This is a genomic window from Spirulina sp. 06S082, assembly GCF_034932145.1.
GTDB lineage: Bacteria > Cyanobacteriota > Cyanobacteriia > Cyanobacteriales > Spirulinaceae > CCY15215.
Window position 1 is genome coordinate 1 of the sequence record NZ_JAYGHV010000035.1, and the last position, 15,040, is coordinate 15,040.

Sequence of the window (15,040 nt, forward strand, 5' to 3'; positions counted from 1 at the left end):
TTATTGGAACGTTCGTTTGTAAACGGCTTGAAGATTTTTATAATCTATGTCGGCTCCAATGCGGCGTAATTGACGCAGGCGATTTTCCACGACTAGGCGAGCGTCAGAACGTTTGATGGGTTCAAAACTCAAGTTATCTCGATTGTGAGTGACAAAAAAAAATAAACGTTGAGCATAAAGGGTTGTATATAACTCCCGATTGTCTTCAATAGGGCAAACCTTGAAGAGCAAGCCAAACGTAGGGTGATTGAGGTAAGTTTCGTTATTGTTATCCATCGATCGCAAAATAAATTACCCTTATATAACAAGAAGAAACAATCGGAAAAGTTGCTAAAATTTTCACTTTAAGACAATTGCCCTAAACCATGATAGACCAAATTGGTCTTCTCTTCTTCATTGATTAGGCTGCCCATCCCCAAACTAATCTTGCCCACCAAAAGAGAACTAAAATCCCGAGGGCAACTCCATCTCCAATCCCCAAGCGGAGTTGATGCCATTGAACGCGATGGCGATCGGGGCTGGTAAATCCTCGCACTTCCATGGCGATCGCAATTTGTTCGGCGCGCATGAGGAGGTTTTCTAGAAGCCTTTCGGCAACTATCAACCATAAATTGAAACTTTGGCGCAGTCCCAGTTTTTTCCAATTAATGGCACGGGTGGTGACAGAACGGAAAAGATTTTGGATTTCCTCGAGTACGAGGGGAATAAAGCGCAGGGACAGGGTTAAGGTTAGGGCAATCTCGGTGACGGGAATTTTGAGGCGGCGCAGGGGCTGCATGAGGTCTTCTAGCCCGGCGGTAATCTCTTCGGGAGCGGTGGTCAGTAGATAAAGGCTGCTACTGTAGATGAGTACAAACAGGATTGTACTCAGGCGCACCGCTAGATCGAGAGAATGACGAGTGACCTTAAAGCGTCCGATTTGCAGCAAAATATACTGATATGAGGTTTCGGGGAAAAAGGCCAATGAATCTGGTACGCGCGGTTGCGAGGAAACCGCCAAGCCATCATTAACAAAACAAGTGACAATAAAGGAGATCGTACAGACAATTAAGAGCCAACCTGCTTGCTGTCGCAACGCTCGGAAGGGAATACCGGCTGTTAAGGTAATCGCGATCGCCAATAAAGCCAGAATAATGCGCCAAAGCGAGTTAGAAATTACGGGTGTAATGAGAAAACTGAGCAACCACACCAATTTCACCCGAGGATCGAGACGATGCAGCCATGTAATGGGATGTTCGAGGTAGAGTCCAATGGGAAGCGATCGCAGTAAATCCATATATTTTTATCTATTTTTTCTGATTTCTGGTCAGAGTTTTACCTAGCTAAATTCTATCCTCTACAACCCATGCCCCTTAAGATATAGATTAAAGAATTTACCGCAACGGGTTAATCTTGATGGAGAATGTGACTTCCGCACAAACAATCTCGCGCCACGAGCTTCGCCAATTGGTATGCAACCAATTGCATACCCTTTTGGAACGAGAAAACTGGGAAGGAGCCAAAGCATTGCTCATTCCCGTACAGCCTGTCGATATTGCGGAAGCAATTGAAGGACTACCCGATTCAATGCAGGCGATCGCCTTTCGCTTGCTCTCGAAGGATGAGGCGATCGAGGTGTACGAGCATTTAGATTCGTCGGTACAACAGAATCTCATTCAAGATTTTAAACGTCAAGAGGCGATCGAGATTGTCGAAAATATGTCTCCGGACGATCGCGCCCGATTATTCGATGAATTACCGGCGAAAGTTGTCAGACAGTTATTGGCTCAATTGAGTCCCAAGGAACGTCAAGCAACGGCATTATTACTGGGATATGAGGAGGATACGGCGGGGCGAATTATGACTCCAGAGTATATCTCCCTCAAGGAAAATATCACGGTGACGCAAACTCTCGATCGCATTCGCGCTCAAGCCAATGCTTCGGAACTGATTTACTATCTCTACGTGACGGATAATGCCCGTCGTTTAACGGGAATTGTCTCTCTGCGAGATTTAGTGGTTTCTTCTCCCGATAAAACCCTCGGGGAAATTATGGCGCGGGATGTGGTTAGCGTGACGACGGAGATGGATCAAGAGGAAGTGGCGCGATCGATCCAACGTTACGATCTGTTGGCGTTACCTGTGGTGGATAAAGAGGCTCGTTTGGTGGGGGTGGTGACGGTAGACGATACTATCGATATTTTAGAGCGGGAGGCGACGGAAGATATGTATGCTATTGGAGGAGTACAAGCAGATGGCGATAATTATTTTCAAACCAGTTTATTAGTTGTGGCTCGCAAGCGCATTTTTTGGCTGTTGATTTTGTTGGTAACAAATACAGTTACAGGGTCAATTATTCAAACTCAGGGTTCTTTGTTGGAACATACGGGACAGGCGATCGCGATCGCGGCTTTTATTCCTCTTTTAACGGGGACAGGGGGCAATATTGGGGCGCAGTCTTCTACTGTTGTCATCCGGGGCTTAAATACGGATGAGTTACGCGCTTTGGGACCTTTACAGGTGATCTTTCGCGAGGCAATGGCGGGGTTATTATTGGGGACTTCCTTGGGAATTATGGCGACTTTATGGGCGCATTACCTGATGCAAAAAACCTTTTTTGTCGCGATATCTGTGGGGAGTAGTTTAGTTGTAATTTCTCTGTTAGCTTCAGTTTCCGGGTCTTCTCTGCCCTTTTTATTCCGAACTTTGAAACTCGATCCCGCGTTGATGTCTGCTCCTTTTATTACTACGGCGGTGGATGTTTTAGGGGTTCTTATTTATTTTGCGATCGCGCGGACTATTTTGAGTTAGTCGGTTAATTTAACTTGGTAGGATTACATTGTAAAAATCTGCTAAAATCAAGTATAGATATTATCAAGTCGGAGATAGAAAATGGTTGTTGCTTACCCCATTTCAAAAAAATTAACGTTAGAGGACTTTTTGCAACTTCCCGAAACTAAACCCTCTAGTGAATATTTTGGCGGAGAAATTATTCAAAAACCAATGCCTCAAGGAGAACATAGTACGATTCAACTTGAACTCGCATCTGCAATCAATAAGATTGGGAAAACTGCAAAACTTGTTTGTTCTTGGCCAGAATTACGCTGTACATTTGGCGATCGTTCTATCGTACCTGATATTGCTGTGTTTGAATGGGAAAGAATTCCTAAAAAGGAGAATGGAAGAATTGCTAATAAATTTACAATTCATCCGGATTGGATTATCGAAATTTTATCCCCAGAACAATCGACAACTAAAGTAATCAACAAAATTCTCTTTTGTCTTCAACAAGGAACAAAATTGGCATGGTTAATCGATTCTGAAGAAGAATCTGTGATGATTTTTCTACCCGATCGCACGCTAGAGATTAAAACAGGTGATGATATTCTACCCGTTCTCGATTGTTTAAAAGATTGGGAATTGTCGGCGAAAGAAATGTTTAGTTGGCTAATTTTTTAAGATGAGTTACACTCATGCTATATCTCGTAAATCATAAAATATCTACGATCGCAAAAAACAATGAATTTAGAAGAATATTTTAATTTTCTTCGTCCCGATGACATTCGCATCAAAGGAACGAGAATCGGTATTGAAACAATCCTGTTTGACTATATTGAAAAAGGCTGGAGTCCCGAGGCGATCGCGCAAACTTACCCAACCTTAACCTTAGAGCAAGTTTATGCTACGATTCTCTACTATATTCATAATAAAGACAAAGTCGATGAATATATGATTAACTGGTTGACACACGGCTATAAAATGCGATCGCAGCAACGATTAAATTCTTCACCTATCTCAATTAGACTCAGTAAGTTAAATAAGTTAAATGCAGAACGCGAAAATTTAAAAGTTACAAATGACCCTGCAATATCTGCTGGATGAGAATGTCGATCCACTCTATAAAACCCAATTACTACGTCAAGCACCAACTTTAACTGTACTTTTAGTCGGCGATCGCAATACACCTGAAAAAGGAACTCTCGATCCAGAAATTCTCTGTTGGTGCGAAGAAAATAGCTTTATACTGGTCACGAACAATAGAACGTCAATGCCCATTCATTTAACCGAACATATCGCAAACGATCGCCATATTCCCGGAATTTTCATCCTCAATCCGAATCTTAGTATTGGCCAGATAATCGATGAACTCATTGCGATCGCAGAAGCATCTTTTGAAGATGAATATCGAGACCAAATCAGATATTTACCCCTCTTAGAATAAGAGAATAAGTCAGATTGTGCAATCGAGAATTAAAACAGAAAGTAACGCTGTGCCATGGGTAAAACTGTCGCAGGTTCGCAGGTTAATAGTTCTCCATTAGCACGGACTTCATAGGTTTCCGGATTCACCTCAATATCGGGCATACTATCATTAAGTTTCATATCTTTCTTGCCAATTTGACGAGTATGAGAAACTGCCGCTACTGGCTTTTGTAAACCAATTTGTTCTGCAATTCCTCCCCCTACTGCCGCTTGAGAAACAAAAGTTAAAGAAGTTGCCGCGATCGCCCCCCCAAAACTGCCAAACATGGGACGCATATAGACAGGTTGAGGGGTAGGAATACTAGCATTAGCATCTCCCATTTGCGCCCAGGCGATCGCGCCTCCTTTAATGACAATTTCCGGTTTCACGCCAAAAAAGGCGGGTTTCCACAAACATAAATCGGCGATTTTTCCCTCCTCTACGGAGCCGACATAATTGGCAATGCCGTGGGCGATCGCCGGATTGATGGTATACTTAGCAATGTAGCGTTTGGCGCGTGAATTATCGTTGCGGCTGCTGTCTTCTGGCAAATGTCCGAACTGCACCTTCATTTTGTGAGCTGTTTGCCAAGTGCGGATAATCACTTCTCCTACTCGTCCCATTGCTTGAGAGTCGGAAGCAATCATGCTAAATGCGCCGCGATCGTGCAAGATATCCTCGGCTGCAATGGTTTCCCGACGGATGCGGGACTCGGCAAACGCAACATCTTCAGGAATGCCGCGATCGAGGTGATGGCAGACCATTAACATATCGAGATGTTCTTCTAGGGTGTTAGTAGTGTAAGGTCGAGTGGGGTTCGTTGAAGAAGGGAGAACATTACTCTCCGCGCAAACTTTGATAATATCGGGCGCATGACCCCCCCCGGCTCCTTCCGTGTGGTAGGTGTGAATAGTACGGTTTTTAAAGGCGGCGATCGTGTCTTCTACAAATCCTGCCTCATTTAAAGTATCCGTATGAATAGCAACTTGTACGTCATATTCATCAGCCACACTTAAACAAGTATCGATCGCCGCCGGAGTCGTCCCCCAATCTTCATGTAATTTTAACCCCATTACTCCCGCTTGCACCTGTTCCACCAGTCCCGCAGGTTGGCTGCTGTTTCCCTTACCCAAAAAGCCGAAATTGAGGGGAAAAGCATCCGCAGCTTGTAACATTCGGTGAATATTCCAGGCACCAGGAGTGCAAGTCGTGGCGTTGGTTCCCGTGGCGGGACCCGTCCCCCCTCCGATCATTGTCGTGACACCCGAGGCGATCGCGGTTTCAATCTGTTGAGGACAAATAAAGTGAATATGTGCGTCAATTCCTCCCGCCGTGAGAATATGCCCTTCTCCGGCGATCGCCTCGGTAGAGGGTCCAATAATAATATCTACATTGTCTTGAATTTGAGGATTTCCCGCCTTACCAATCTTGACAATTTTGCCATCTTTAATGCCAATATCCGCTTTAATAATGCCCCACCAGTCGAGAATCAGGGCATTTGTGATGACTAAATCCACCGCCCCATCTGCGCGAGAAATGGGAGATTGTCCCATACCATCCCGAATCACCTTACCACCGCCAAATTTGACCTCATCCCCATAGCTGGTCAAATCTCGTTCTACCTCTATTATTAACTCTGTATCTGCCAAACGGACGCGATCGCCCGTTGTCGGTCCGTAAGTTTCTGCGTAAGCGCGACGATCCATGCGATAGCTCATAATTTCTCCTCAAATCCGCGATCGTGGGGGAAGTATAAATCTTACTTTATCAGAGTTGGGTAATAAATTTTTGATGGAGGTGCTAAATACAAGCTAGGAGAAGGCAAACAGCTTTTATTTATTTTCGTTACACTTACCTCTTGAATTCGATCTTTCTCATCCTCAAAAGGAACTTCAACTTCATAATATATTCCTTTTTCTACTTGTAAAAAAGCATCATGTACTGAAATTTCTCCTTTTTCAATTGCGTCTAATTTCTTTTTGGACACCGAGATACAGTAGTATAATTCAAAATCATCACTTTCTTTGACCCATGTTGCCAAGAAAATCTCCCCGGCTGAATTATGACAAGAAAATAGTAAAGGACGATTAAAGTATTCATATTCTGCGATCGTTTCAAGTTCTTCTAAACTTTTACTCTCTAATAGAAAATTCATTGTTCTTTCTCCTCATTCTCAATAACTTTAAAGACTTCCCAAGGTTTTGCTCCACTTGCCAACCAAAACGTATGATGAGAAGAACCCGAAGAAGGTGTTGCTTTAATTACGCCTAAATCAGAGTTTAAAGTCCCAACAGCAGGTTTGCAGTTGGCAAAACCGGGAAATTTTTGCTGGAGTTCAAATAAGTCTCCTATCTCAGTATAGACGGAAATCCCACAGGCTTGACATTCTTGTTCAGCTTTAGGAAACGGTTTCTTTGTGGGATTTTTTTCGCGTTTTGAGAAAAAGTCCTTGGGAGTAGGTGGATCGTTATTCACGAGATAATATACCGTACCCGATGCAGGTAACACCGTGTCTGGGGGACAATTCGCAGGCAGATAATCTGGAAATTGCATTTTTGATGAATATAGGTGATTTGAGGGAAATTACCCTTAATATTACAGCGATCGCGAAGGTGACTTTCAGGCTGTAAAATAATAGTTGGGCTTGAAACTAGCGAGAGGAAGCGTTGGTGATGAAAATATCCGCATTCACAGCGTGCGTCTCCCAGGACTTATCGCCCATCAAACAGCCAGCCAAAATTCCGATCGCAATACGACCCATAAAATCAGCAACTGGCCGACAAAACGGACGCGATCGCCCGTTGTCGGTCCGTAAGTTTCTGCGTAAGCGCGACGATCCATGCGATAGCTCATAATTTTTCCTCTATTCATATTTAAAGTATTGCGGAGAGGTCTACTAACTTTTACTACCACGGGCTACCGACGATCGCGAAACTAGCCCAGAAGTAGGGATGAGAAAAATCAATATCGTTTAAGTGTTGGAGTTCTAGCGGCAGACTCACATTTGCGCCGAGTCCGAGGAGTTGCCCGTTTTCGATGCGGACTTGGTTGCGGAGGAGGGCGAGTTGCGATCGCCTTAAGGCTTCGGCTTTGATGGTGACATCGGGCTGGCCGAGGTGGTGATAGAATTCGTTCATTAAGGTGAGGGTACTGGTATCGTCTACTTTCCAGAGGCTGGCGAGGACGGATTTAACCCCGGCGTTGACGGCTAACCCGGCAAAGCCCATTTCGGCGCGGAGGTCGGAAATGGCGGTTTCGCAGGCACTCAGAGTCAGGAGTTCAATGGGGCGATCGGTATACCAGCCAGCGAGTCTCAGGTTGCGGAAACGGATTTTTTCGTCCCAGAATTGGATGTAAGCATCGTCGCTTTTGAGGTACTGGTGGGAGGCATGGGTGGCGAGGTGAACGAGGTCGAAGGGGGTTTGTTGGCGTTGGATTTTTAAATTGTGAGTGGTGAAGTCTTGGTTAAGAAAGGCTTCTCCTTGCCAGAGGGTTTGCGCGATCGTGTTAAGTTCTGTGGAGACGGCGGGGAGATCGGTGAGTTCTCCGGCGGAAAAGGGGAAAGTTTCGGCTCCCATTGCGAGAATTTGGGTATCTTTGATGGACTGGTAGCGGGTATCCGTGAGGCTGACGCTGGGGATGGAACCGAGGCTATAGCGTTCGATCAGGAATTGTTCCCCGTCGTGGAGGGCGGCGAGGGGGAGGCTGCGAAGTCCGGCGGACATGGAGAAGATGAGGGTGTCAAGGTTGAGGTCTTCAATCTTGTCTTCGAGGGGTCGGATCAGCCAGTTGTAGAGTTGTTGGGCGATGGGGAGATAAGTGGTATTTTTACAGAGTTCGTCTTTGTTAGTGAAGCATTGAGCGAATAGGTCTAATTTGGCGCTTAATTTGCGAGCATCGACTTTGGGGACGACGACAAGGACCGGGGAACCTTGGGGACGGACGAGGATGAGGTGCAGTTCTTCGACGTTGGGGAGGGCGTAAATAACGACGGCGCGGGTTCCGGTTTGGGCTTCGATGGTTTGCAGGGTATCGCGGATATATTGGGCGGTGATACGTTTGTCGGTGAGGTCTTCGTTAAAGTAGGATTCAATTTGATCTTCTAGAAATTGGTCAATATCGGTGATGAGATCGTCGGGGTTTGTGGTTGTAAAATCGAGGGTTGGGAGAGAATGTAGAGGTGAATTAAGCCATGTTGTTAGATTGGGGATGTAAATGGGGTTTGCTGCGGTGTAAGGATTGTTAACATTGAGGGAGAGAAGAACGGGATCGTTACCGTTATTTGTTGTCCACTCAAAGTTATAATCGCCATCAGGATTAAAGTTAATTTTGGTATTTGCGTTGATGAGATCGCCGATGAGATAGGCAAGGTTTTCAATTTCATTGTTTCCTAGAGTTTGTTGAGGAGGAGCTTGAGGAGTGGGAGAAGGTATTGTAATAGGAGGCAATGTTAGTGGAATAGATGCGGGGGGAGTGGAGATAATTTGTATTCGATCTAAATCTTGTTTGTGGGTGTTGAAATATTCTTGAGTCGGAGAAATAGTTGATTCGGTCATCGGATCGCCTCTGGTTAAATCTCCTTCTGTTCCATTGATAGAAGGATCTCCGACTGTAAAAGGTGTTATTCCTTGACCACCGTGGCGAATAATTATCGTACCGCTATCTACAACACCAACAGTTGATATACTTGCATCTGTCAAATTTTGGTCGGTGAAAGTGTCGGTAACTCGGAATAAATTTTGAGTGGTCACGTCAATATTGCCTCCCGTACCACTGCTCAAACTTTGTGCATTTATGGAACTTACGGTAATATTATCGGGAGCGCTGAGAGTGACATTGCCAGCATTGCTATTATTGGAAGTGTCGAGGCGATCGCTGATAATTTCTCCATTCTGACTCGCGATCGCAATTCCGGCGGGGGAAGTAATATTTTTTGTATTGATATCATTAAAAGCTGTAATTTCAATGGGTGCTGCACCCGTTGTCAGATCGTCTTGAATTGTCAGATTATTTAGTGGGATCGAACTGCCAACTGAATCATTAAATTGAATCGTTCCCATGTCTGTATCGAGGTTTAAATCGTAAAATCCGTCAATCGTACTGTTAAATGTAATATCTCCTGTATCGGATATTTTCACCGATATATTATCGGATAAGATTGTTGCACCATTCAAAGTTATATTGTTAGCATTTGTTTCAATATCTCCTCCCGTAACAATGTTACCACCAACATTATTTGTAGTAATTTCAACATTACCTCCTACTCCTCCACCTAAACTTTGAGCAGTAATTTGTTCGACACGAATATTACCATTTGCATTGAGATTAATATTACCGCTATTTCCAAGAGCAGAAGAGTTAAGATTTTCTGTATAAATTGAGCCATTATTGCTAGTTAGGTTAATTCCTGTGGGTGCAGTAATATTTTGAGTTGTAATATCATTAATAGTTGTAATAGTCAAACCCGTTACAGGAGCCGTCGTTATGTCGTCTTGAATATTGATACTGTTCAGAGGAGTGGTATTTCCAATTGAATCATTGAATCGAACAATTCCTAAGTCAGAGTTGAGGGTTAGATGATGAGAACCATTAACTGTATTGTTAAATTCAATATCGCCCATTTCAGCAATCTTAACGGATAGATCGCTCGATAATTGAACGGGTGCATTAAAGATAATGTTATTTCTGTTGGTCTCAAACTCTCCACCTGTAATAATTGTATTTCCTGCATTAATTTCAATTTGACCGCCAGTATTTGCGCTAGAGAACGAAAAAGCATTAATATCATTTGTAAAAATACTCCCAGCAGCGTTCAGGTTGATATTCCCACCCGTACCCAGTGCAGAAGATGTAATTAGAGATCCCGATGTTGTATCGATATTTGCGGCGGTGCTGGTGATGTCAATTTGTCCGCTATCCCCATTAAAACCGGGAACAAACATCGTAATATCACCTGTATTAATATTACCGGGAGCTTGTAAAGTTACATTTCCTCCTCGTATTCCTCCAGCAGCATTAAGCACTCCTCCTGTTGTGTCGATAAGGTTACTGCTTACAATTTTAATAATGCCTGCTTCATTCATAGAGCTTGTATTTAGATTACCTGTATATACGTCACCGTTAGAAGTAAGTATTTCTATTGCTCCACCATTTCCAAAATCATAAGAAGTATTAATATCGATAGTATCAGCCCCAAAAATACTACCATCATTAACAGTTATTGTAACATCTCCACCATGAGTAACTAGGATTCCATTTTGTAAATGGCCAGAAGTGATAATTTCAATATTTCCTCCATTAGTTATCAATGAACTACTGAAAGCAATAGCTGATGTTGCGCTAGGATTACTTCCATCTAAAATAATTTTACCCGATCCTGTAGCTTCTATATTTCCTTCTAGGATAATTGCACCATTACCAGTTAAGTTAGTCTCTCCGATGAGATGTATCATTCCATCTTCTGATTGAATTAAAGATGAATTATCCATAAAAATGCCTTCACTCAAATCAAAAGTACCGGGAGTGCCTTGAATTTCAATGTTTCCAATACCTTGAGTTTTAATCAAAGTACTATTCGCTAATTCAACAATTTGATAACCGGGAGTCGAAAGACCCGTACTTCCTGCAAGGCTTACATTTCCTCCTCCTGCGTCAATAAGACTATTATGAACTTGAATTCCTTGTACTAAAGTGCCTCCACGACTTCTACCACTTCCTATGAAATCACCGCCGTTTGTCTGAATTACTACATCAGCGATTCTGAGAGAACCGCCAGCGTTATTATCTACATCTGCTGTCAATATAATATCCCCTCCATTGGTTGTTATATTGTTATTAACATAAATCTCTCTGCCAGCTTCAGCCGTTAACCCAACTCCAATTGTACTGATATCAATTTCTGCATTAAAATAAATATTTCGAGTTGCCTGTAAAATAACATTTGAATTAGCATTATTAATCGCTGCAACACTAATTTTAGTATCTGAATCAGGAAATCCTGAATTAGGTAAATTAGGATCTAGAAAATCATCAACATCTATTAAATTACTGGTTTCAAAACCTGTAGAAACAATTCTAATATCTTTTGGATCGAGCAAAAGTGTGCCATTATTACCATTAGGAGCATAAGTATCAACATGACCCAGAAAATCTAGAAATTGTTTTCCCGATATTTCAACAAATCCACCATTTCCAGAACTACTTCCTCCACGAGAGTTAATACTTCCATAAAAACCTGTAACATTATCCGACCAAATAATAACTTCTCCTCCATTCCCATTAACCAAAGCATTTGCATTAATCACAGAATCATTACTAACCAAAGTTCGTTCTGCATTGGGGACATCTCCCGAACCCTGATAATCTCCTCCAACACGAACATTACCCCCACCATTTACCCCAGAAACATCAAGATTTGCACCAATTAAACCAACTTTTTCTCCAAAAATATCGATATTTCCTCCCACTGTTCCCGATGCGTCCAAAAAACCAGAAACGATCGCGCTTCCTGAATCTGTCGGAATCGTCAACTCTCCATTACTCAACTGTACTTTATTCCCATCAACTGTTAACCCCGTCTCCACAGTTTGTGCCGCACCCACCAATAACTCTGGAAGAGAAAGCGCATTAACAGGAAGAACATTTCCTTGTAAATCTCGCGGTGGTTCTATCTCCAAACTTAATAAATGTCCCGGTTGAGAAATCCGTACCAAACTACTCCCCGAAACAGCACTAATTAAAATGTTTCCCGAAGGTGCAGACATTGAACCAGTATTAATAACCGTTCCTCCCAATAAAGTTAAATTATTTCCCTCCAATACTCCCAAAGTTCCAGCATTAACAATTGCTCCCGAATTGTCCAAATCGAAGGCAAAAATAGAGGGTGTTCCGATTAAATTCTGATAGTCATTATCCCCAAAGGCATTAAACCATAGCCCATTCCCAAAACCAATCCCCGTTGCTGTCGTTGCAGTAAAATCACCGGGAACATTTAAACTCGCTTGGGAACCAAAAATAATACCCGCAGGATTCATTAAAAATAAATTAGAATTACCTCCCGTCACTTGAATTAAGCCATTGATAATAGAAGGATCGCCCCCAACAACTCGCCCTAAAATATTCTCAATCCCCACGTTGGAGAGAAAATCAGCAATTTGATTAGCATCTAATCCAAATTGTTCAAAACTGTGAAAGAGATTTTGCCCATCTTGCGATAAACTTCCTCCTTCGATATTAATGCGATCGCCATTGGTATTGATAATTGTTCCCGTCCCATCAGCAGCAGGTATAATAGTTTGTGCTGTTACTGTTTCTACAGAAAACAACGCTAAACCCAAGATGCTGAGAGAGAAAGTATTGTGCAGGAAAAACTTTTTTGAGAGAAAATTATGCAAAGAAAAATTCATGGTGGTAAATGCAGTGTTATTTGAAAGACGATGAATGAATTATTGATTTATTTCGACAGTTTGTGTAAATGTAGATTTTTGTTGATCTCTCCGATCCGCCAGGGATTGAAAATCCCTTCTTACTTGGTTGGATAAGCTGAGGAAACCTCAGCATCCCCCAAGCGCTGTCTCATACAAAAAATCCATTGAAATGGATTAGGTTATTTTGCGATCGCATAATATTCATAAATTTAATTTTAACCTCCATAACAAACTGAAATATTTTGAAAAAATGCAAGTATCTTAGTCCTCTTCAGAGGACTTTTCGTATGAGACGGGGAATTTTATTCCCCGGCGGATCGAAACTAAGAAGAACAATTTTTGTATCATCTTTTGAATCAAGACAGACAGATACAGAAAGATAAAACGCATCTAATTTCCCTCCGATATTTCCGTGATTTTCTGAGACAATTCTCTGGCACGCTGAGAATCCCCCAACTCCTCATAACTCGATCGCGCCCGAGTCAACCAGAGAATTGCCTCATCTTTGTTTTTCAGGGACACATAAACTAGCCCCAAACCTTCCTCAATTTGGCTGCGATCTTCCCAGTTTTCTACCGCAATAAACTGCATTGCTTGCTGATAGTGTTCCAAGGCTGGAGATGCAACCAATAACTCCTGCAAATACAAATTTCCCAACTGCAAACGAATCGCCGCATTGTCCATTCCTGAAGCAAGTAAACTCTCCAGTAAAGCGATCGCCTCCCCAGCCAAATCGTATTGCAAATAAACCCCCACCGTTGCCAAAACTTTTGCAGCTTCCGAGGGCATAGTTTCGGCAAAATTTGCTTTAGTTTGCACCTGCTGTGCTAGAATGGCCTCCAAGAGAGTAAACTTCTGCACGTCCCTTTGCAAAATTCCCGCTTCATCCTGAATCTCTACTGTGAGGAAATACTCGCCCCCCGCTTATAGCGCCTCTCCCCCATACTGTATCTGGGTTGCACTCGTTTCTTGCTCCCACTCAGTTCCCCCTCCCTCAACCATTACCCGATAGCGATCGCCTCCCGCTACCGGATGCCAGCGCAACAACGGCTGAGAGTCCAGTAATTTGCCATTTTGCGGGCTGATAATGTAGGGAATGGTCGCATTCCCAAAGGCGAGGTTATCGCCGCGATCGGGGCAGCCTCGCAGCCCTGGAGTACATTCCACCGTATCCCTTGCCAAACAGGGATTTACCTGTCCTTGGGTCACGGTTTTGAGAGCGAGATCCGCACATTGAATGAGAACTTCCCCCGATCGCACTTCAAAGCGATCGCCTGGATAAAGCTGCATTCCCGCAACGAGTTGAATCTCGCGATCGCCCCGCACGATCGCCGCATTCCCCAACCCGCTCAAAATCGCCCCATTCGCCACGGAAACAGAAGCAGCGAGGGCATTCCCCACGGGTAAAAACAAGGCATCAAACCCAGAAAAATAGCTCTTTTTAACATCAGTTTTCCTCACTGTCATTTTCAGTGCTGCGTCTCCCTTCCCCGATCGCACCAGAATGCGAGCCAATTGTACCGCCCCTTCTGCCAAACCGCGATCGCGAAGCGTGGCTTTAGCTGTATAGCAGAAATCCCTAATCCTTCTCTTGGTCGGATCGGTTTATACTCATCACTTTCAGCATGATAGACTATTATTGTTCTCAATGATGAGAGGCGATATTGTTAATCTGAGTATCAAGTTTCTTCAATACGATCGCGCCCCAACAATTTTATGGGTAAGAAGAAAAAAGGATTTGGGAAGAAAAAGGAAATACCGACCCGGAAAACGCGAGATTTTATGCTTGCGTTGCAGGAGCGCATTGTTAAAAATGATGCAAAATCAACAAAGGTTTATCAGTTCGTTGAAGCTAAATTAGATGAATCTCTGCTAGAGGCTTTGCCTCTCGTGTTTAATCAATTAATAGCAAAAAAAACATCACGGGAACAGCAAAACATTGCAAGGCTGTTTGGTAATTTTGGGAATTTACTTCAGGAGTTTCCTCGAGGCGATCGCCAACTGAATCTAGAAGTCAGTATCATGGCCTATGAACTGGCTCGGAAAGTCTTCACTCGCGAGACATTTCCTCAAGATTGGGCAACAGTGCAAAACAACCTCGGAATTGTCTACAGTGAACGAATCCGAGGACAGAGAGCCGATAACCTCGAAGAGGCGATCGCAGCTTATGAGTTAGCATTGCAGGTGAGAACTCGCGAAGCATTCCCTCAAGATTGGGCTGCAACACAAAACAACCTCGGAGAAGCCTACAGAAACCGAATCCGAGGAGAGAGAGCCGATAACCTTGAAAAAGCGATCTCATTCTATGAGTTAGCATTGCAGGTAAAAACTCGCGAGACATTCCCTCAAGATTGGGCTGTAACACAAAACAACCTCGCAAGTGCCTACAGTG

At 43.3% G+C, this 15,040-nt stretch carries 13 protein-coding genes and 1 pseudogene; 5 read left to right on the top strand and 9 right to left on the bottom strand.

What is annotated here, in order from left to right:
• On the bottom strand, window positions 1-276 hold the full coding sequence (pipX, locus tag VB714_RS04725) for a transcriptional coactivator PipX (RefSeq protein ID WP_323221689.1): 276 nt from the start codon (window positions 274-276) through the stop codon (window positions 1-3).
• A gap of 124 nt (window positions 277-400) precedes the next feature.
• The gene (locus VB714_RS04730; RefSeq protein ID WP_323221691.1) at window positions 401-1,276 is read right to left on the bottom strand and encodes an energy-coupling factor transporter transmembrane component T family protein; all 876 of its coding nucleotides are present in this window, start codon (window positions 1,274-1,276) and stop codon (window positions 401-403) included.
• Window positions 1,277-1,392: 116 nt separating this feature from the next.
• Here VB714_RS04730 and mgtE point away from each other — a divergent pair, with 116 nt between their 5' ends.
• The 4 genes from mgtE to VB714_RS04750 all read left to right on the top strand — a co-directional run bounded on the left by mgtE (window position 1,393) and on the right by VB714_RS04750 (window position 4,201).
• Complete coding sequence (mgtE, locus tag VB714_RS04735; protein WP_416309606.1) at window positions 1,393-2,790, top strand: magnesium transporter; 1,398 nt, start codon at window positions 1,393-1,395, stop codon at window positions 2,788-2,790.
• Between the two features lie 81 nt (window positions 2,791-2,871).
• Window positions 2,872-3,438: a Uma2 family endonuclease gene (locus VB714_RS04740; RefSeq protein WP_323221693.1), complete on the top strand. Its 567-nt coding sequence runs from the start codon at window positions 2,872-2,874 to the stop codon at window positions 3,436-3,438.
• Window positions 3,439-3,498: 60 nt separating this feature from the next.
• Window positions 3,499-3,861, top strand: a complete 363-nt coding sequence (locus tag VB714_RS04745) for a DUF433 domain-containing protein (RefSeq protein WP_323221694.1) — start codon at window positions 3,499-3,501, stop codon at window positions 3,859-3,861.
• On the top strand, window positions 3,836-4,201 hold the full coding sequence (locus tag VB714_RS04750; protein WP_323221696.1) for a DUF5615 family PIN-like protein: 366 nt from the start codon (window positions 3,836-3,838) through the stop codon (window positions 4,199-4,201). The genes VB714_RS04745 and VB714_RS04750 overlap by 26 nt, the downstream gene beginning before the upstream one ends.
• A gap of 29 nt (window positions 4,202-4,230) precedes the next feature.
• Here VB714_RS04750 and ureC read toward each other — a convergent pair whose 3' ends face one another.
• The 7 genes and pseudogenes from ureC to VB714_RS04785 form a co-directional block, all read right to left on the bottom strand.
• Window positions 4,231-5,940, bottom strand: coding sequence for an urease subunit alpha (ureC, locus tag VB714_RS04755; RefSeq protein ID WP_323221698.1), 1,710 nt, complete (start codon window positions 5,938-5,940; stop codon window positions 4,231-4,233).
• A 41-nt stretch (window positions 5,941-5,981) separates the two neighbouring features.
• Window positions 5,982-6,377, bottom strand: a complete 396-nt coding sequence (locus VB714_RS04760) for a DUF6575 domain-containing protein (RefSeq protein WP_323221699.1) — start codon at window positions 6,375-6,377, stop codon at window positions 5,982-5,984.
• Window positions 6,374-6,775 (bottom strand): hypothetical protein, encoded by a 402-nt coding sequence (locus VB714_RS04765; protein ID WP_323221701.1) that lies wholly within the window; start codon window positions 6,773-6,775, stop codon window positions 6,374-6,376. Before VB714_RS04765 ends, VB714_RS04760 begins: the two co-directional genes overlap by 4 nt.
• Window positions 6,776-6,976: 201 nt before the next feature.
• Window positions 6,977-7,075 (bottom strand): annotated as a pseudogene (locus tag VB714_RS04770) (hypothetical protein); the annotation flags it as partial.
• A gap of 53 nt (window positions 7,076-7,128) precedes the next feature.
• Complete coding sequence (locus VB714_RS04775; protein WP_323221705.1) at window positions 7,129-12,627, bottom strand: CHAT domain-containing protein; 5,499 nt, start codon at window positions 12,625-12,627, stop codon at window positions 7,129-7,131.
• A 411-nt stretch (window positions 12,628-13,038) separates the two neighbouring features.
• Entirely contained in the window at window positions 13,039-13,509 is a 471-nt protein-coding gene (locus tag VB714_RS04780; protein WP_323221707.1) for a hypothetical protein, read from the bottom strand.
• A 63-nt stretch (window positions 13,510-13,572) separates the two neighbouring features.
• Entirely contained in the window at window positions 13,573-14,184 is a 612-nt protein-coding gene (locus VB714_RS04785) for a hypothetical protein (RefSeq protein WP_323221709.1), read from the bottom strand.
• 180 nt (window positions 14,185-14,364) lie between these two features.
• On the opposite strand from VB714_RS04785, the gene VB714_RS04790 reads away from it, so the two are divergent.
• The coding region (locus tag VB714_RS04790; protein WP_323221711.1) for a tetratricopeptide repeat protein at window positions 14,365-15,040 on the top strand (676 nt) is incomplete at its 3' end.

Coding starts and splice junctions, on each gene's coding strand:
- VB714_RS04765 (WP_323221701.1), bottom strand. CDS start 6,775: ATGCAATTTCCAGATTATCTGCCTGCGAATTGTCCCCCAGACACGGTG.
- VB714_RS04760 (WP_323221699.1), bottom strand. CDS start 6,377: ATGAATTTTCTATTAGAGAGTAAAAGTTTAGAAGAACTTGAAACGATC.
- VB714_RS04775 (WP_323221705.1), bottom strand. CDS start 12,627: ATGAATTTTTCTTTGCATAATTTTCTCTCAAAAAAGTTTTTCCTGCAC.
- ureC (WP_323221698.1), bottom strand. CDS start 5,940: ATGAGCTATCGCATGGATCGTCGCGCTTACGCAGAAACTTACGGACCG.
- VB714_RS04750 (WP_323221696.1), top strand. CDS start 3,836: ATGACCCTGCAATATCTGCTGGATGAGAATGTCGATCCACTCTATAAA.
- VB714_RS04730 (WP_323221691.1), bottom strand. CDS start 1,276: ATGGATTTACTGCGATCGCTTCCCATTGGACTCTACCTCGAACATCCC.
- pipX (WP_323221689.1), bottom strand. CDS start 276: ATGGATAACAATAACGAAACTTACCTCAATCACCCTACGTTTGGCTTG.
- VB714_RS04740 (WP_323221693.1), top strand. CDS start 2,872: ATGGTTGTTGCTTACCCCATTTCAAAAAAATTAACGTTAGAGGACTTT.
- VB714_RS04745 (WP_323221694.1), top strand. CDS start 3,499: ATGAATTTAGAAGAATATTTTAATTTTCTTCGTCCCGATGACATTCGC.